The organism is Mycolicibacterium hippocampi, from assembly GCF_010723735.1.
GTDB classification, from domain to species: Bacteria; Actinomycetota; Actinomycetes; order Mycobacteriales; family Mycobacteriaceae; genus Mycobacterium; species Mycobacterium hippocampi.
The window spans coordinates 2,249,165-2,265,787 of the sequence record NZ_BLLB01000002.1 but is presented as its reverse complement, the minus strand read 5'-3'; the positions used below and the strand labels follow the sequence as shown (position 1 = coordinate 2,265,787).

The 16,623-nt window shown below is 68.8% G+C and carries 20 protein-coding genes; 13 read left to right on the top strand and 7 right to left on the bottom strand.

Annotated features, from left to right (window positions below; translation table 11 throughout):
* Positions 1–125: 125 nt before the first annotated feature.
* Positions 126–545: a DUF3499 domain-containing protein gene (locus G6N53_RS12075; RefSeq protein WP_159233198.1), complete on the bottom strand. Its 420-nt coding sequence runs from the start codon at positions 543–545 to the stop codon at positions 126–128.
* Positions 546–676: 131 nt separating this feature from the next.
* Here G6N53_RS12075 and G6N53_RS12070 point away from each other — a divergent pair, with 131 nt between their 5' ends.
* Positions 677–1,099 (top strand): metallopeptidase family protein, encoded by a 423-nt coding sequence (locus G6N53_RS12070; RefSeq protein WP_163895795.1) that lies wholly within the window; start codon positions 677–679, stop codon positions 1,097–1,099.
* Positions 1,100–1,110: 11 nt separating this feature from the next.
* On the opposite strand, the gene G6N53_RS29890 is transcribed toward G6N53_RS12070, so the two are convergent.
* Complete coding sequence (locus G6N53_RS29890; RefSeq protein WP_205390547.1) at positions 1,111–1,377, bottom strand: WhiB family transcriptional regulator; 267 nt, start codon at positions 1,375–1,377, stop codon at positions 1,111–1,113.
* Positions 1,378–1,858: 481 nt separating this feature from the next.
* Between G6N53_RS29890 and cofD the strand changes: the two genes are divergently transcribed.
* The 7 genes from cofD to G6N53_RS12030 all read left to right on the top strand — a co-directional run bounded on the left by cofD (position 1,859) and on the right by G6N53_RS12030 (position 8,142).
* Positions 1,859–2,845 (top strand): 2-phospho-L-lactate transferase, encoded by a 987-nt coding sequence (cofD, locus tag G6N53_RS12060; RefSeq protein WP_163888669.1) that lies wholly within the window; start codon positions 1,859–1,861, stop codon positions 2,843–2,845.
* Positions 2,842–4,182 (top strand): coenzyme F420-0:L-glutamate ligase, encoded by a 1,341-nt coding sequence (locus G6N53_RS12055; RefSeq protein ID WP_163888668.1) that lies wholly within the window; start codon positions 2,842–2,844, stop codon positions 4,180–4,182. Before cofD ends, G6N53_RS12055 begins: the two co-directional genes overlap by 4 nt.
* Positions 4,179–4,721, top strand: a complete 543-nt coding sequence (locus tag G6N53_RS12050; RefSeq protein WP_163888667.1) for an NUDIX hydrolase — start codon at positions 4,179–4,181, stop codon at positions 4,719–4,721. Before G6N53_RS12055 ends, G6N53_RS12050 begins: the two co-directional genes overlap by 4 nt.
* 45 nt (positions 4,722–4,766) lie before the next feature.
* Positions 4,767–5,561 carry a GAF domain-containing protein gene (locus G6N53_RS12045; RefSeq protein ID WP_163888666.1) on the top strand — a complete coding sequence of 265 codons (795 nt, stop codon included), beginning with the start codon at positions 4,767–4,769 and terminating at the stop codon, positions 5,559–5,561.
* A 4-nt stretch (positions 5,562–5,565) separates the two neighbouring features.
* Positions 5,566–6,375 (top strand): GAF domain-containing protein, encoded by an 810-nt coding sequence (locus G6N53_RS12040; RefSeq protein WP_163888665.1) that lies wholly within the window; start codon positions 5,566–5,568, stop codon positions 6,373–6,375.
* Positions 6,376–6,492: 117 nt separating this feature from the next.
* Positions 6,493–7,155, top strand: a complete 663-nt coding sequence (locus G6N53_RS12035) for an ANTAR domain-containing protein (RefSeq protein ID WP_163895794.1) — start codon at positions 6,493–6,495, stop codon at positions 7,153–7,155.
* Between the two features lie 117 nt (positions 7,156–7,272).
* On the top strand, positions 7,273–8,142 hold the full coding sequence (locus tag G6N53_RS12030; RefSeq protein ID WP_163888664.1) for a putative endonuclease domain-containing protein: 870 nt from the start codon (positions 7,273–7,275) through the stop codon (positions 8,140–8,142).
* Positions 8,143–8,193: 51 nt separating this feature from the next.
* On the opposite strand, the gene manB is transcribed toward G6N53_RS12030, so the two are convergent.
* Genes manB through rfbD form a run of 3 tightly spaced genes read right to left on the bottom strand, consistent with a single transcriptional unit; the run spans position 8,194 to position 11,055 of the window.
* Positions 8,194–9,273 carry a mannose-1-phosphate guanylyltransferase ManB gene (manB, locus tag G6N53_RS12025; RefSeq protein ID WP_163888663.1) on the bottom strand — a complete coding sequence of 360 codons (1,080 nt, stop codon included), beginning with the start codon at positions 9,271–9,273 and terminating at the stop codon, positions 8,194–8,196.
* Positions 9,273–10,154, bottom strand: coding sequence for a glycosyltransferase (locus tag G6N53_RS12020; protein ID WP_163888662.1), 882 nt, complete (start codon positions 10,152–10,154; stop codon positions 9,273–9,275). Before G6N53_RS12020 ends, manB begins: the two co-directional genes overlap by 1 nt.
* A 16-nt stretch (positions 10,155–10,170) precedes the next feature.
* The gene (gene rfbD, locus G6N53_RS12015; RefSeq protein WP_163888661.1) at positions 10,171–11,055 is read right to left on the bottom strand and encodes a dTDP-4-dehydrorhamnose reductase; all 885 of its coding nucleotides are present in this window, start codon (positions 11,053–11,055) and stop codon (positions 10,171–10,173) included.
* Between the two features lie 66 nt (positions 11,056–11,121).
* Between rfbD and G6N53_RS12010 the strand changes: the two genes are divergently transcribed.
* From G6N53_RS12010 to G6N53_RS11990, 5 genes are all read left to right on the top strand, one after another.
* The gene (locus tag G6N53_RS12010) at positions 11,122–12,591 is read left to right on the top strand and encodes an LCP family protein (protein WP_163888660.1); all 1,470 of its coding nucleotides are present in this window, start codon (positions 11,122–11,124) and stop codon (positions 12,589–12,591) included.
* Position 12,592: 1 nt separating this feature from the next.
* Complete coding sequence (locus tag G6N53_RS12005) at positions 12,593–13,315, top strand: TIGR03089 family protein (protein WP_205390363.1); 723 nt, start codon at positions 12,593–12,595, stop codon at positions 13,313–13,315.
* Between the two features lie 121 nt (positions 13,316–13,436).
* A complete protein-coding gene (locus tag G6N53_RS12000) occupies positions 13,437–13,757 on the top strand; it encodes a hypothetical protein (RefSeq protein WP_163888659.1) in 321 nt (106 codons plus the stop codon).
* Positions 13,758–13,777: 20 nt separating this feature from the next.
* Positions 13,778–13,978, top strand: a complete 201-nt coding sequence (locus G6N53_RS11995; protein ID WP_163886474.1) for a CopG family transcriptional regulator — start codon at positions 13,778–13,780, stop codon at positions 13,976–13,978.
* A gap of 35 nt (positions 13,979–14,013) precedes the next feature.
* A complete protein-coding gene (locus tag G6N53_RS11990) occupies positions 14,014–14,784 on the top strand; it encodes a biotin--[acetyl-CoA-carboxylase] ligase (protein WP_163888658.1) in 771 nt (256 codons plus the stop codon).
* Positions 14,785–14,856: 72 nt separating this feature from the next.
* Here G6N53_RS11990 and G6N53_RS11985 read toward each other — a convergent pair whose 3' ends face one another.
* Together G6N53_RS11985 and G6N53_RS11980 are read right to left on the bottom strand one after the other, a co-directional pair.
* A complete protein-coding gene (locus G6N53_RS11985; protein ID WP_163888657.1) occupies positions 14,857–15,213 on the bottom strand; it encodes a hypothetical protein in 357 nt (118 codons plus the stop codon).
* A 118-nt stretch (positions 15,214–15,331) separates the two neighbouring features.
* Positions 15,332–16,501, bottom strand: a complete 1,170-nt coding sequence (locus G6N53_RS11980; RefSeq protein ID WP_163888656.1) for an acyl-CoA dehydrogenase — start codon at positions 16,499–16,501, stop codon at positions 15,332–15,334.
* Positions 16,502–16,623 lie beyond the last annotated feature (122 nt).

Here is a 16,623-nt window from a genome sequence, read left to right as displayed (position 1 = left end):
ACCGTTGCGCTCAAGCCTAGCCGTCACAGCCCGACTCCCGGCCGCCTCTTGCCGCCGGAACTGTATTCCACGCGCAAAAATCCACGCTGAGACCGCCTGGAACACCGTTCCGGCGGAGAGGGGGGTCAGTCGGCGGGGTCGGGCAACACGCGCAGATGCCCGCGACGGCGGCCGTTGGTCTCGGGCCGGTGAGCCGGCTGGGCCATCAGCGCGCCGCCGTGTGCGCCGGTGACCGGATCACTGAAGCCCGTCGTGAAGCCGGAGACCGGCGCGCCATTGGTCTTGCCTTCGCGCACCGCGTCGGCGAGCGCCACCAGGTCGTCGTCGTCGGGGTTGGCCGGAAGCGGGCCGGCATGGCGAACCAGTTCCCAACCGCGGGGTGCGGTGATGCGGCCGGCGTGCAGCACGCACAGATCCCAGGAGTGCGGCTCGGACACCGTGGCCAGCGGCCCCACTACAGCTGTCGAGTCGGAATAGACGAACGTGAGCGTCGCGACTGCATAGTGAGGGCACCCAGGCCGGCAGCAGCGACGGGGAACATTCACAGCGAGAGGTTAGCGTGCAGCGTCGCCCGCATGTCGGCGGACACGCGCAGCCTCGGGCCGCCCGACTCCCAACCGTTACGATCTTTTCCGTGACCGGGCTCAACCACCGGGGCTCGCGGCGGGGCCGTGAGATGCGGGGGCCGCTGCTCCCGCCCACTGTGCCGGGCTGGCGCAGCCGCGCCGAGCGTTTCGACATGGCAGTGCTGGAGGCCTACGAACCGATCGAGCGCCGCTGGCACGAGCGGGTGGCGACGCTGGACGTGGCCGTCGACGAGATTCCCCGGATCTCCCCGAAGGACCCGGACAGTGTGCAGTGGCCACCGGAGGTGGTCGCCGACGGCGCCGTTGCGCTGGCCCGCCTGATACCGGCGGGGGTCGACGTCCGCGGGAACGCTACGCGGGCGCGGATTGTGTTGTTCCGCAAGCCGATCGAGCGACGGGCAAAGGACACCGTCGAGCTGACCGAGCTGTTACACGAATTGCTGGTGGCGCAGGTGGCCACCTTTCTGGGCGTCGAGCCGTCCGTGATCGACCCGACGCTGGATGAGGATTGAGGGTCGGGAACTCAGATGATGCCGCGCTTGATGCGCCGGCGCTCCCGCTCGGACAGGCCGCCCCAGATGCCGAAGCGCTCGTCGTGGGCCAGCGCGTAATCGAGGCATTCGTCGCGCACCTCGCAGCCCATGCAGATCCGCTTGGCCTCGCGGGTCGATCCGCCCTTTTCCGGGAAGAACGCCTCGGGGTCGGTCTGAGCGCACAGCGCGCGCTCCTGCCATTGGTCTTCTTCGGAGATTGCCGAGTCGTCTCCGAAGAATTCGTCGTGCTCGGCCATGCCGGGCACCAAACTCAGTTGCGGGCGCCCGCCCCCCGCGGTCGGTACCGGCCCGGTCTGGAGGTGCGGTGCACTTCCCACCGAGCCGAGGAGCCTGTTGTCGAACGGGGCCGAATTACCGAAATCGGCCTGCTCATAAGCCATGTTCCCCTCCTCATTGGTCTCGTAGATCCGTGTATGCCGGCCCCACTATTTCTCAATGTGGCCATCCCAATTCGAACAAGTGATCGAATCTCGGTCTGCGACACCGGAACCGGCCGGCCAACCGCGAAATGACACTGGTGTGATTACACACGGGTTAGCTGCATCGGTCAAGCGCTAGAACAGGAATTCATACCATTCCGTAACCCGAAACCGGCGCGTCGTGTTGTGGCGTGTCTATCACTCTCCGGTCACTCTCCGGCCCGCCACCCGATCGCTCCCCCGTCGCGGCACCCTCCGGGCGGACCCCGGCCCGCCCTACGGCCTAGTCTCGGTCGGTGTGAAGGTCACTGTTCTGGTCGGCGGTGTCGGTGGTGCGCGCTTCCTATTAGGGGTGCAGCACCTGTTGAGCTTGGGGCAGTTCGCCACCGGCGATACCGGTGAGCACGAAGTGACTGCTGTGGTCAATGTGGGCGATGATGCCTGGATGTTCGGGGTGCGCATCTGCCCGGACCTCGACACCTGCATGTACACCCTCGGCGGCGGCATCGACCCCGAGCGCGGCTGGGGGCACCGCGATGAAACCTGGCACGCGAAGGAAGAACTCGCCGCCTACGGTGTGCAGCCCGACTGGTTCGGTCTGGGGGACCGGGATCTGGCCACCCACCTGGTGCGCAGCCAGATGCTGCGGGCGGGCTTTCCGTTGTCGCAGGTGACCGAGGCGCTGTGCCATCGCTGGTCCCCCGGCGCACGGCTGCTGCCGGCCAGCGACGACCGCAGCGAAACCCACGTCGTGATCACCGATCCGGAAGACGGCGAGAAGCGCGCCATCCACTTCCAGGAGTGGTGGGTGCGCCATCGCGCCAAAGTGCCCACGGACAGCTTCGCTTTCGTCGGCACCGAGTCCGCGACCGCGGCCCCCGGCGTCGTCGAGGCGATCGAGGGCGCCGACGTCGTGCTGATCGCGCCGTCCAACCCGGTGGTCAGCATCGGCCCGATCCTGGCGATCGGCGGAATCCGCGGCGCCCTGCGCACCACCGCGGCGCCGGTGATCGGCTACTCCCCGATCATCGCCGGAAAGCCATTGCGCGGCATGGCAGACACCTGCCTGTCGGTCATCGGGGTGGCCAGCACGTCGGAGGCGGTCGGTGCGCACTATGGCGCGCGGTCGTCGACCGGCATCCTCGACGGCTGGCTGGTGCACGACGGCGACGACGCCGTGCTGGAAGGCGTCGACGTGCGCGCGGCACCGCTGTTGATGAGCGAGCCCGCCGTGACGGCCGAGATGGTGCGAGCCGGAATGGATCTGGCCGGGGTCACTCCATGAGTGATCACGGGACCTCGGGGCCCGTCGAGATCCTGCCGGTTCCGGGGCTGCCCGAGTTCCGTCCGGGCGACGATCTGGCTGCCGCCCTGGCCACCGCGGCGCCGTGGTTGCGCGACGACGACGTCGTCGTGGTGACGTCGAAGGTCCTGTCGAAGTGCGAAGGCCGCATGGTCGACGCCCCGGCCGACCCCGATCTACGGGACACGTTGCGGCGCAAGCTCATCGATCGAGAGGCGGTGCGGGTGCTGGCGCGCAAGGGCCGCACGCTGATCACCGAGAACGCGTTGGGTCTGGTGCAGGCGGCCGCGGGGGTGGACGGGTCCAACGTGGACTCCCACGAACTCGCGCTGCTGCCGGTCGACCCCGATGGCAGCGCCGCGAAGCTGGCGACGGCACTGCGGGAGCGGCTCAGCGTCACCGTCGGCGTCGTCGTCACCGACACGATGGGCCGCGCCTGGCGCACCGGGCAGACCGATGTCGCGATCGGCGCGTCCGGGCTGACGGTGCTGCACGGCTACGCAGGCGAACACGACGAGCACGGCAACGAGCTGATCGTCACCGAGATCGCGGTGGCCGACGAGATCGCCGCGGCCGCCGACCTGGTGAAGGGCAAGCTGACCGCGGTGCCGGTGGCGGTGGTGCGGGGTCTGACGCTGCGTGACGACGGTTCGACCGCACGCACGCTGGTGCGTGCCGGCGAGGAGGATCTGTTCTGGCTGGGCACCGAGGAGGCGATCGCGCTGGGCCGCTCACAGGCCCAGCTGCTGCGCCGGTCGGTGCGCTCGTTCAGTGACGAGGCGGTGGCGCCTGACCTGATCGAGGCTGCGGTGTCGGAGGCGCTGACCGCCCCGGCACCGCACCACACCCGGCCGGTGCGGTTCGTCTGGGTGCAGGATCCGGCGGTGCGGGTGGCGCTGCTCGACGCGATGAAAGACCGGTGGCGGGCGGACCTCTCCGGCGACGGGCGTGACCCCGATTCCGTCGAACGCCGGGTGTACCGCGGCCAGATTCTCTACGACGCACCCGAACTGATCATCCCGTTCATGGTGCCCGACGGGGCGCACGCCTACCCCGACGCGCGTCGCACCGCCGCCGAGCACACCATGTTCACCGTCGCGGTCGGGGCGGCTGTGCAGGCGCTGCTGGTCGCGCTGGCGGTGCGCGGGGTGGGCAGCTGCTGGATCGGGTCGACGATCTTCGCCCCCGATTTGGTGCGCGCGCACCTGTCGTTGCCGGATGAATGGGAACCGTTGGGAGCCATCGCGATCGGCCACCCACTCTCCCCGGAGGGTCCCCGGGAGCCGGTGCCCACCGACGGCCTGCTGGTGCGGAAGTGAGCCTGCACCGGTCGGCGGTCGACACGCTGAGCGCCTGGCGGCCCGCCGATCCCGCGCAGGACACGCTGCGGCACGCGGTGCTGGCCTTCCTCGACGCGCGCGAAGACGCGTGCCTGCGCGAGTGCGTGCCGGGCCATCTGACCGCCTCGGCGCTGGTGCTCGACCACAGCGGCAGCCACGCGCTGCTCACCTTGCATCCGCGGGTCGGACGCTGGCTGCAGCTGGGCGGTCATTGTGAGCCCGACGACGAGAGCGTGGTGGCGGCGGCCCTGCGAGAGGCCACCGAAGAGTCCGGGGTCGCGGGGCTGACCATCGACCCGACACCGGCCGCGCTGCACGTCCACCCGGTGACCTGCTCGCTGGGTGTGGCGACGCGGCACCTCGACGTGCAGTTCGTGGTGCGCGCCCCGGGCGGCGCCGAGATCGAACGCAGCGACGAGTCGCTGGATCTGCGGTGGTGGCCGGTGGCCGAACTGCCCGGCGAGAGTGACCACGGCCTCACCCAACTCGTCGCCGCCGCACTCGCCGGTGACCGCTGAATGTGGCCTACCGTGGGTAGTCGAGAGGTGAGGCGGTGATCGGCAGTGGCGAGTGACTCATCTCAGGACCCGTCGGACGCGGCGCCACTTCCGAATTGGCGGGGCGCCCTGCCCCCGGGCGCTGACCCGTTGTTCGTCGGTATCGGTTCAATCTGTGACACCGCGGTGCGGCTGACCGGCGCCGATGGCGCTGCGCTCGCCGTGTTGACTCCGACGCGGGGTGTCCGGGAGCTGGTGTACGCCACCGACGCGTTGGCCCAGCAGCTCGACGAAGTGCAGTTCACCGTGGGTGAAGGTCCGTGTCTGGACGCCTACCACGAGGACCGGCCACTGCTGTGCGCAGAGCTCGACGACGAGACCCTGGACCGGTGGCCGGCGTTCTCCTCCGAGTTGGTCGGCCTGGAGGTCGCGGCGCTGTTCGCGTTCCCCGTACCCGGCCAGCATCGGCCGATGGGTGTATTGGAGCTGTATCGCCGCACCGCCGGCGCACTCAGCGAACAGGCACACCAGTCGGCGCAGCTGTGCGCCACGGCGCTGCAGAAGACGTTGGAGTCCAACTGGGCCCTTCATCTGCGTCACAGCACCACCGAGGAGGCGGCCATCGAAGCAGCCGCGCTCAGCGGGTCCGGCGCAGCCAACGGAGATCCGTTCACCCGCCAGCAGGTGTATGTCGCCGCGGGAATGGTGGCGGTGCAGCTGGAGATCTCCACCTCTGCCGCGCTGGACCGGTTGCGCGCCCACGCTTTTTCCCACCACGCCTCCGTCACCGCCGTCGCCGCCGACGTGGTGGCCCGGCGGCTGTCGTTCCGCGACCTCGACGATTCGAGCGTCGACCCATGAGCTCGTGCCTGACCCGGAAAGGGCGCCGATGACCCCGCAGCGGGACCAGTTGGCCATCGCGGCACTCACCGCAATGCTCGCCGACGAATTCGACCTACCCACAGTGCTGGATACGGTGGCCCACGACGCACGCGCAAGTTTCGACGCGGCGTCGGCGGCCGTGGCGCTTCTCGACGTCCGGGATCGGTCCGGTGACCTCGGCATGCAGGTGGTCGCCGAGGCGCTGCCGCAGTCCACCGACTCCGACCTGGGTTTCCTCACGGCCGGGCCTGCGCTGGCCAGCGCCCGCGATGGAGCGGTGTCGATGGTCGCCGACCTGGCCGATGCCAGCGACACCCGTTGGCCGAGTTACCGCCGCGACGCCCTGCGCGCCGGCATGCGTGGCGTCCGTGCGTTTCCGCTGGTCCTGCTGGGTTCCTCGGTGGGCACGCTGGTGGTCCATACCGGCGACCCGTGGGGGACGCAGCGACCCAACGCCATCGGCCAGACGCTGGCCAACCTGGCCGCCATCGCGATCTCGATCGCTCCGCACCTGTCCCAGCGGCGTGGCGACACCCAGGACACCATCGACAGCGTGCTGCAGGGCACCGTCACGATCGCCACCGCGACCGGCGTCGTCGCCGAGCTCGCCGATCTTGATGTGACCCAGGCGCGACTGCATCTGCACCGGTTGGCGCGTACCCACCAGGCGACGGTGGGCTCCTACGCCGAGCGGATCGTCACGGCCTACAACAGCGATCCCGCGCAGTTCGCCACCTCGGAGCTGCTTGCCCCTCCCGACGTGCTTCCGCCGCCTCCACACATCAACCTGTGAGCCGCGACCCGTATCAGCCGGTGCGGTTGCGCGTAGGCTAGGCACGCTTGCAATCGACCGAGGGGAGGCGGCGAGGTAGTGACAGAGCATCACCAAGACGATTCGCTTGCCACGGCAATGGCCGAACTGGTCAGCAACGTTGCTCGCCCATCGGGTGTCACGGAGATTCTGTGTTCTGTGACCGCCAGGGCCGTCGAGTTGCTTTACGAAATCGATTTTGCCGACGTACTGCTCATCGACGAGCATCAACATCGGTCGATGGCCGCGACGGCGGCGTTCGTCACCGAACTCGACGACATGCAGCTCGAACTCCAGGAAGGGCCGTGCCTGGCCGCCGCTGTCGAGGACGCGACCGTCATCTGCACCGACCTCACCGTGGAGTCGCGCTGGCCCCGGTTTGCCGCCGCTGCCACCGAAGCCGGCGTCAAGAGCATGATGTCGTTTCAGCTCTACACTTATCCGACACAGTCGCGTGGCGGGCGTGGCGGTCGCGGTGCCCTGAACCTGTTCAGCCGCAACAGTTGTGACTTCACCTTCGAGGACCGCACGATCGGCGCGATGCTCGCGGCCCACGCGGCGGTCGCGCTGATCTCCGCCGACCGGCAGACCCAGTTCGAGTCCGCGTTGGCCAGCCGCGACCTGATCGGCCAGGCCAAGGGCATGATCATGGAACGCTTCAAGGTCGACGCCAACCACGCCTTCGATCTGTTGGCCAAGCTCTCTCAGGACGGCAACACGCCGCTGCGGGTCGTCGCCCAAAAGATCGTCGACAGCGCCTGAGCTTTCGCCGCGGCCGCGGCCGCCGCGAAATATCATTCCGGGCTGTGGTTTCGGGGTTATCCACAGCCGTGGCTTAACGCTCGCGACGAGAGCCTGCCCGGGCGGCATGCTCATCGCATGGGAGACGTCATCGTCGGCTCGGACGCCATCACTGCGGGAACCGTCAGCCGAGGACAGCTTCGGTGGAATTACCGCCCGATCTACCGGGACATCTACGTCCCGAAAGCCATCGAACCGACACTTGCACACCGCGCCGAGGGCGCTTGGCTGTGGTCAGGTCGTCGCGGGGTGATCACCGGCCGTGCCGCCTCCGCACTGCACGGTGCGAAATGGGTTGCCGAAGAAGCGCCCGTCGAGGTGTTGTGGTCGAACAGCAACCCGCCGGAAGGGATCATCACCCGACGCGAACGCATCGCCCCCGGCGAGATCACCCGGACAAACGGCATGTTCGTCGCCACCCCCGCGAGAACCGGCCTCGACCTCGGACGTCACCTGCCACGCGGTGAAGCGGTGGCTCATCTCGACGCTCTTGCGCGCTCAACCAGCGTGGCAGCAGCGGACATCCTCGAGCTCACTCATCGGTACCGGGGCACCAAGGGCGTGAGGCGGTGTCGCGAGGCGGTGGATCTGATGGACGCCGGGGCGCAATCACCGAAGGAGACCTGGCTGCGGCTGGTGCTCATCGACGCGGGCTTCCCGCGACCGGAGACGCAGATCCCGGTGTACGACGAGTTCGCGGACCCGTTCGCCTACCTCGACATGGGGTGGCGCGACCTGATGATCGCGGTCGAGTACGACGGCGAACATCACCGCACCGACACAGTCCAGTACCGGCGCGACGCACGGCGGCTGCGAAGGATCATGGCCGCCGGTTGGATCCACATCAGGGTGATCGCAGGCGACCGCCCGAAGGAGATCGAAGCGTGGGTGCGACGGGCATGGGCGATCCGCGAGAGTGAAGGCAGGGCTGTGAAATGGCCGGCTTGAGCAGCCCGGAATGATATTTCGCGGGGCGGCCGGCCGCGCGGCCCGGCAGAGCTAGACGTCGGTGGAGAAGCGCAGGCCGCCGTCGGGCAGCGTCACCCCCGGCCACACCCGGGCGCCGCGCAGCAGTTCGCAGCGGGCCCCGATGTTGGCCCCGTCGCCGATCACGCCGTCACGGATCAGCGCCCGCGGCCCGATCCGCGCGCCGAAGCCGATGATGGACCGCTCGATGACGGCCCCGGCCTCCACGCGCACGCCGTCGAAGATCACCGCACCGTCCAGCCTGGCGCCGCCGGAGATCTCCGCGCCGCGGCCCACCACAGTGCCACCGATCAGCAGCGCACCGGGGGCCACCGACGCGCCGTCGTGCACCAGCGATTCGCCGCGCTGACCTTTCAGCGCCGGTGACGGCGCGATGCCGCGCACCAGGTCGGCAGACCCACGCACAAAATCCTCGGGCGTTCCCATGTCGCGCCAGTAGGTGGCGTCGACGTACCCGCACACCCGCCGACCGTCAGCCAGCAGCTGGGGGAACACCTCGCGTTCCACCGACAGCGCACGCCCGGTGGGGATCTCCTCGATCACCGAGCGCTTGAAGACGTAGCAGCCGGCGTTGATCTGGTCAGTCGGCGGGTCTTGCGTCTTCTCCAGAAACTCCGTCACCACTCCGTCGGAATCGGTTGGCACGCAGCCGAATGCGCGTGGATCGCCGACGCGCACCAGATGCAGCGTCACATCGGCTTCCCGCTCGGCGTGCGAGTCCAGCAGTGCACGCAGATCGCAGCCGGACAACACGTCGCCGTTGAACACGATCGCGGTGTCGTGACGCAACCGGGACGCGACGTTGGCGATGCCCCCGCCGGTGCCCAGCGGCTCGTCCTCGACGACGTACTCGATCTGCAATCCGAGCTTGGAGCCGTCGCCGAACTCGGACTCGAACACCTCGGCCTTGTACGACGTCCCCAGCACCACGTGCTCGATGCCGGCCTCGGCGATCCGGGACAGCAGGTGTGTCAGGAACGCCAGCCCGGCGGTCGGCAGCATCGGTTTGGGCGCCGACAGCGTCAGGGGCCGCAGCCGCGTGCCCATTCCACCGACCAGTACGACAGCATCAACCTCGGCTGGATTGACCATCAGCGTCCTTTCGCCTGCGCGCGGCGGGCCTTGAGCGAACTGCGCACCACCAGACTGGATCGCGCCCCCAGAGCCCCCCGGAAAGCCCACCGTAGCGGGGCCTGCCACCATTTGGGGTACCTATCGGCGAGGAAGAGATAGGTGCTGACGTGGTGGGCGGCCAGGTTGCGGGCCGGGTCGCGGCCGGTGGAGTGCCCCTTGGCGTGCAGCACCTCGGCCGAGGGAACGTAGACGTTCTGCCAGCCCGCCCGGCCGAGCCGGTCTCCCAGGTCGACGTCTTCCATGTACATGAAGTAGCGCTCGTCGAACCCGGAGACCTCTTCGAACGCCGAGGTGCGCAGCAGCAGGCACGAGCCCGACAGCCACCCGACGGCGCGTTCGCTGGGGTCGGTGCGTTCCTGGCGGTAGACCGCCGACCATGGGTTCGACGGCCACACCGGGCCGACGACGGCGTGCATGCCGCCCCTGATGATCGACGGTAGGTGCCGTGCCGACGGGTACACCGAGCCGTCGGGGTCGTGGATCAGCGGTCCGAGCGATCCGGCGCGGGGCCAGCGGCCGGCGGCCTCGATCAACAGGTCGATGCTGCGTGGCCCCCACTGCACGTCGGGGTTGGCGACGATGAAAAAGTCTGTCCCGGAGACGTATTCGCTGACGGCGCGGTTTACGGCGGTGCCGTAGCCGAGGTTGGCGCCGGTGCGCAGCAACCGCACGTTGGGATGGCGCTCGAGCGCCTCCTCCGGCGCGCCGTCGGTCGATCCGTTGTCGGCCATGACGACGGTGACGGGGCGGTCGGTGGCGTGTGACAGCGTGGCGAGGAACCGATCCAGATGCGGGCCCGGCGAATACGTCACCGTCACGACAAACAGTTCGTCGCTCACGCCAGCGCTGCCGATCTCACGGCGTAGAGGGTAGCGGCCCGGCAGCTTCCATCGCGGCGGCCACTGCGTCGCGCCACGGCCGCAGCGGTGTCAGGCCGGCCGCGGCGGACTTGACCTCGGACAACGCCGAATACGGCGGGCGCGGCGCGGGGCGGGGGTGCCGGTCGCTGCCGACGGGCTTCACCCGTGCCGGGTCGGCGCCGACCTCCTCGAAGATCGCCTGCGCCTGCTCGTACCGGCTGCAGGCGCCACCGTTGGCGGCGTGCAGCACCGCCTCGCTGATCTCGCAGTCGGCGATCTGCAGCAGTGCGTCGGCCAGGTCGACGACGTAGGTCGGTGACCCGATCTGGTCGGCGACCACGTCGACGGTGTCCGTTCCCGCAGCGGCGCGGCGGATCCCGGCGGCGAAGTCCGAGCCGTCGTCGCGGCCCTCGTAGATCCACGCGGTGCGCACGATGTACGCCGTCGGCATGGCTGAGAGCACCGCGAACTCACCGGCGAGCTTGGTCCGGCCGTACACCGACAGCGGGCCCACGGGGTCGTCGATGTCATACGGCCGGGGCTGGCCGTCGGGGAACGCGCCGCTGAACACGTAGTCGGTGGACAGGTGGATCAGCGACGCGCCGGCCCGTGCACACGCGTGGGCGACGTACTCGGCGCCGACGGTGTTGACCGCGGCGGCACGCTCGGGGTCGTCCTCGGCGGCGTCGACCTTGGTGTATGCCGCGCAGTTGACAACGACGTCGTCGGACGAGATGAACCGCTCGGAGGCCGACGGGTCGGTGATGTCACACTCCGAGGACGTCAACGCGAGCACGTCGCGGCCCTGCTGGCGGGCTTGACCTGCCAAGACCCGTCCGACCAGGCCACCTGCTCCGGTGATGACGATCCGTGACGACATCTGTCGAGTTTGGCACGCCGGTGCGCGCTACCCGGCATGTGGCCCGCTCGCCAGTAACCTGGCCAAATGCCTGCTGCTCAGCTGATGCGTGTCATTTCCGTGGCCGCGGCACTGGCGATCGTCCTCGGCACCGGTCTGGCGTGGGGCAAGATCCGGTCGTTCGAATCCGGGATCAACCAGATCAACCCGATCGCGCTGGGCGAGGGCGGCGACGACGGCGCGATCGACGTGCTGCTGGTCGGCATGGACAGCCGCACCGACGCGCACGGCAACCCGCTGTCGCAGGAGGAGCTGTCGGTGCTGCGCGCGGGCAACGACGTCTCCACCAACACCGACACGATCATCCTGATCCGCATCCCGAACAACGGGCAGTCGGCGACGGCGATCTCCATCCCCCGCGACTCCTACGTGGAGGCCCCCGGGATCGGGAAGATGAAGATCAACGGGGTGTACGGCTCGGTGCACCTGGAGAAGATGATCGAGCTCGTCGAGGAGCAGGGACAAGACCCCGCCGTCGCCGAACCGATCGCCCAGGACGCCGGCCGCGAAGAGCTGATCAAGACCGTCGCCAACCTCACCGGCGTCACCGTCGACCACTACGCCGAGATCGGCCTGCTCGGGTTCGCGTTGATCACCGACGCCCTGGGCGGCGTCGACGTGTGCCTCAACGCGCCTGTCTACGAACAGCTTTCGGGCGCCGACTTCCCCGCCGGCTGGCAGAAGCTCAACGGCGCGCAGGCGCTGAGCTTCGTCCGCCAGCGTCACGACCTGCCCCGCGGCGACCTGGACCGGGTGACCCGCCAGCAGGCGGTGATGGCGTCGCTGGCCCACGAGGTGATCTCCAGCAAGACGCTGTCCAGCCCGGCGACGCTGAACCGGCTCGAGCAGGCGGTGCAGCGTTCGGTGGTGCTCTCCGATGACTGGGACATCATGGATTTCGTCGAGCAGCTGCAGAAGCTCGCCGCGGGCAACGTCGCGTTCGCGACCATCCCGATCGTCGAGGAGGCCGGCTGGAGCGACGACGGCATGCAGAGCGTGGTGCGCGTGGACCCCAACGAGGTCGAGAACTGGGTGACCAGCCTGTTGGACGAACAGGAAGAGGGCAACACCGAGGAGCTGGCCTGGACCCCGGACAAGACCACCGTCGACGTGCTCAACGACACCGACGTCAACGGCCTGGCCGCCGCGGTCTCCCATGTGCTCGACGGCAGGGGCTTCGCGCCGGGAAACGTCGGCAACAACGAGGGCTCTCCGGTGTCGAACAGCCAGGTGCAGGCCGCCACGGCCGACGATCTGGGCGCCCAGGCGGTCGCGCAGGATCTCGGTGGGCTGCCGGTGGTCGAGGTCGACGGCGTGCCGGAAGGCTGGGCGCGGGTGGTGCTGTCCGACGACTACACCGGGCCGGGGTCGGGGCTGGACGGCACCGACGTCACGCTGTCCGCGCCGCTGAACAACGCCGCCGGCGCCGCGACGGCCGTCGACGCGCCGCCGCCGATCATCACGGCCGGCTCCAGCGACCCGCAGTGCGTCAACTGACGTGAGCACCGTCAGTTCAGCCGTCCTCGACCCGCTGATGGCCACCAACCCGGCCGGTCCGCGCATCACCTACTACGACGACGCCACCGGCGAACGCATCGAGTTGTCCACCGCGACGCTGGCCAACTGGGCGGCCAAGACCGCCAACCTGCTGCGCGACGAGATGGGGGCGACGCCGGGTAGCCGGGTCGCGGTGCTGTTGCCCGCGCACTGGCAGACCGCGGCGGTGCTGTTCGGGGTGTGGTGGATCGGGTGTGAGGTGGTACCGGCCGGGTCGGAGAACCCGGAGGCCGACATCGCGCTGTGCACGGCGGACCGGCTGGCGGAGGCCGACGCCGCCGTGGGCATGGGCGAGATCGCGGTGCTGTCGCTGGACCCGTTCGGCAAGCCGGTGCCCGATCTTCCCGTCGGGGTGACGGACTATGCGACGTCGGTGCGGGTGCACGGCGATCAGATCGTCCCCGAGCGGGTGCCGGGGCCGGCGCTGGACGGCCGCTCGGTCGATGACGTGCTGGCTGCGGCGCGGGCTTCGGCCGCGGCTCAGGGGCTGACTGCTGAGGACCGGATCATGTCGACGGCGGCGTGGGAGACGGCCGACGACATCGTCGAGCATCTGCTTGCGGTGTACGTGGTCGGCGCGTCGCTGGTGCAGGTGGCGAATCCGGACCCCGATTTGCTGGACCGCCGACGTCAGACGGAGAAATTGACGCGCACGTCGCCGTGACCAGATTGTTTTCGTTGTCACAGACTGCCCACAGCATGTAGGTTCACAATGTTCTGTGTCACGACGATTAAGTTTTGGCAAAGATCACACGCTGGGGGGCCGTCCGTGAGGAGGCGCGACCATGGAGTCGACCATCACCGCGATCGTGCTCGTCGTCGCCCTGTCCGTGTGGCATCTGCGTAACCGTCGCCATCCTGGTTGGCGGGCCAGCGCCGACGGCCGCTTCAGCATCTTCTGCGGATACGCGCTCGTCGTCTTCGCCGTCTACTGGCTCGTGTCGGCGCCGACGGCGACCGCGTGGGAGTGGGCGCTGGGCAACTTGTGGGCGCTCGCGGCGATGATGGCGTTCGTCACTGGTTTCGGCGCGCTGAACCGGGTGACCGCCGAGCACGCCGAGTTCGCCCAGCTGCTGGAGTCGCTGGAGCCCGCGACGCTGCGGTAGAGCGTCCGCATCATCGCGGCATGAGGGTGACGCTGGACGAGCAGCGGGCTGACGCGTTGCGTCGGCAGGCCGCCGCGGAGGGCCGCTCCATACAAGCGGTCGCGCTCTCGGCGATCGACGAGTACATCGCTCGACGCGAACACAAGGCCACAGTAGCCACTGCGTTGCAGCGCGTGGTGCGCGAAGAGGCAGCGGTTCTGGAGTGGCTCAAGGACGCGTGACCGAGCCCCAATTACGACGCACTACCCTCAACGCCGTGGATCGCTCCCCGCTCGACGTCGACGCCCTTCGTGCCGTGCTCCCTGCCACCGAGTTCCGGCGGGTCGACGTGGTCTCCGAAACGGGGTCGACGAACGCCGATCTGATCGCGCGGGCGGCCGGCGAGGACATCGCGGGTGCGGTGTTGCTGGCCGAGCACCAGAGCGCGGGACGGGGACGTCACGGCCGCAGCTGGTCGGCGCCGGCGCGCTCGCAGATCTCGATGTCGCTGGGCGTCGACACCAGCGGCGTGGCACCCGACGCGTGGGGGTGGCTACCGCTGCTCACCGGCCTGGCCGTTGCACACACGGTCCGTGACCTCGGCATCGACGCAGGACTCAAGTGGCCCAACGATGTTCTGGTCGGGACCGGGAAGCTGGCCGGTATTCTGGCCGAGGTGGCCGCGCCGGTGATCGTCGTCGGCCTGGGCCTCAATGTCAGCCTGACCGAAGACGAGCTGCCGGATCCGAACGCGGTGTCGCTGAGCATGCTCGGCCACGACGTCGACCGCACGATGCTGACTGCTCTGCTGCTGGCCGCGCTGAGCGACGGCCTGGCGCGGTGGCGCACCTCCGACAGCACGCTGGCGGCCGACTACCGCGAGGTGAGCACCACCATCGGCACGCGGGTCCGGGCGATTCTGCCCGGCGACGCTGAGATCGTCGGCACCGCAACAGGTATCGACGACGGCGGCCGACTGCTGATCGACGACGCGGGGACGACGGTGACGGTGTCGGCAGGCGACATCACGCATCTGCGGCCGGCGTAGCTGGTCGCCGCGAGTGTGAAGCCACAGTCGTGGATCGGCCCTCAACCACAGCCCGGAGTGCTATCTCGCGGGTTACTTTTCGCGATCGTTGAGGACCGGCTGCAAAAGTTCGACCATCTGCTGCTGACCGGCCGCCGCGGCGTCGAACCTTCCGCGCATCTCAGCGAACGCTCGATCGACCTGCTCGAACCCTTGGTCAACATGCTCGCGCAGGTCGACGAAGTCCTGTCGCATGGCGTTGAAACTCGCCGTGGTGGCCTGCCGGAAGTCGCGCAGCTCACCGCGGATCTCGCCGACGTCGCGATCGGCGGCGCCGGCCAGCACCCGGGCAGCGGCGGCATCGTGCTCGCTGGCACGCACGCGCCCAGTCAGATCCCGTACCTGATTCTCCAGAGCCGCGACCCGCGGCTCGAGATCCCCAGACTCCATGCGGAAAGCCTACAAGCGACTCCCTCCGCGCGGGCACACGAATTCCACGCCGCGAGTGTGAAGCCATGGTCGTGGATCAGCCCTCAACCACAGCCCGGAATGATATTTCGCGGCGGGGTTACTTCAGCAGGGCGCGGCTCATCACCACACGCTGAATCTGGTTGGTGCCCTCGTAGATCTGGGTGATCTTGGCATCGCGCATCATCCGCTCGACCGGGAAGTCGACGGTGTAGCCGGCCCCGCCGAACAACTGCACGGCGTCGGTGGTCACCTCCATCGCGACGTCGGAGGCCAGGCACTTCGACGCCGCCGAGATGAAGCCGAGGTTGCCCTCGCCCCGCTCGGCGCGTGCGGCCGCGGAGTACACCATCAGCCGCGCCGACTCCACCTTCATCGCCATGTCGGCGAGCATGAACTGCACCGCCTGGAACTCGGAGATGCTCTTGCCGAACTGCTTGCGGTCCTTGGTGTATTCGATCGCCGCGTCCAGCGCGCCCTGGGCGATACCGACGGCTTGCGCGCCGATGGTCGGGCGGGTGTGGTCGAGGGTGGCCAGCGCGGTCTTGAACCCGGTGCCGGGCTCGCCGATGATCCGGTCGCCCGGGATCCGGCAGTTCTCGAAGTACAGCTCGGTGGTCGGCGAGCCCTTGATGCCCAGCTTGCGTTCCTTCGGCCCGATCGTGAAGCCCTCGTCGTCGACGTGCACCATGAACGCCGAGATGCCGTTGGCGCCCTTGTCCGGGTCGGACACCGCCATCACGGTGTACCAGCTGGACTTGCCGCCGTTGGTGATCCAGCACTTGGTGCCGTTGAGGATCCAGTCGTCGCCGTCGGCCTTCGCGCGGGTGCGCATTGCCCCGGCGTCGCTGCCGGCCTCGCGCTCAGACAGCGCGTAGGAGGCCATCGCCTCACCGTTGGCGATCGAGGGCAACACCTGCTTCTTCAGCTCGTCGGAACCACGCAGGATCAGCCCCATGGTGCCGAGCTTGTTGACCGCCGGGATCAGCGAGGCGGACGCGTCGACGCGGGCCACCTCTTCGATGACGATGCAGGCGGCCACCGAGTCGGCACCCTGGCCGCCGAACTCCTCGGGCACGTGCACTGCGTTGAAGCCGGAGGCGACGAGCGCATCCAGAGCTTCCTGCGGAAAGCGCGAGTTCTCGTCGCAGTCCGCGGCGTGCGGTGCGATCTCCTTCTCCGACAGCGCGCGGATCGCTGTCCGCAGCTCCTGATGTTCCTCGGGCAACTGGAACAGGTCGAACGACGGATCTCCGGCCCAACTAGCCATGATCATCTCCTTGCTACTCGCCGGTAACTTTACCGTGCTGACGGCGCTACGCGAAGTCGGGTTCTCTCAGTAAAGGTTCAGCATCGTCGTGGTTGGTTCTCATTGTCCATGGGTACTTTTCA

Bases quoted from the DNA above. Each gene is read 5' to 3' on its own strand.
- G6N53_RS12070 (WP_163895795.1), top strand. From the start codon at position 677: ATGCGGGGGCCGCTGCTCCCGCCCACTGTGCCGGGCTGGCGCAGCCGC.
- G6N53_RS29890 (WP_205390547.1), bottom strand. From the start codon at position 1,377: ATGGCCGAGCACGACGAATTCTTCGGAGACGACTCGGCAATCTCCGAA.
- G6N53_RS12055 (WP_163888668.1), top strand. From the start codon at position 2,842: ATGAGTGATCACGGGACCTCGGGGCCCGTCGAGATCCTGCCGGTTCCG.
- G6N53_RS12035 (WP_163895794.1), top strand. From the start codon at position 6,493: ATGGCCGAACTGGTCAGCAACGTTGCTCGCCCATCGGGTGTCACGGAG.
- G6N53_RS12030 (WP_163888664.1), top strand. From the start codon at position 7,273: ATGGGAGACGTCATCGTCGGCTCGGACGCCATCACTGCGGGAACCGTC.
- manB (WP_163888663.1), bottom strand. From the start codon at position 9,273: ATGGTCAATCCAGCCGAGGTTGATGCTGTCGTACTGGTCGGTGGAATG.
- rfbD (WP_163888661.1), bottom strand. From the start codon at position 11,055: ATGTCGTCACGGATCGTCATCACCGGAGCAGGTGGCCTGGTCGGACGG.
- G6N53_RS12010 (WP_163888660.1), top strand. From the start codon at position 11,122: ATGCCTGCTGCTCAGCTGATGCGTGTCATTTCCGTGGCCGCGGCACTG.
- G6N53_RS12000 (WP_163888659.1), top strand. From the start codon at position 13,437: ATGGAGTCGACCATCACCGCGATCGTGCTCGTCGTCGCCCTGTCCGTG.
- G6N53_RS11995 (WP_163886474.1), top strand. From the start codon at position 13,778: ATGAGGGTGACGCTGGACGAGCAGCGGGCTGACGCGTTGCGTCGGCAG.
- G6N53_RS11985 (WP_163888657.1), bottom strand. From the start codon at position 15,213: ATGGAGTCTGGGGATCTCGAGCCGCGGGTCGCGGCTCTGGAGAATCAG.
- G6N53_RS11980 (WP_163888656.1), bottom strand. From the start codon at position 16,501: ATGGCTAGTTGGGCCGGAGATCCGTCGTTCGACCTGTTCCAGTTGCCC.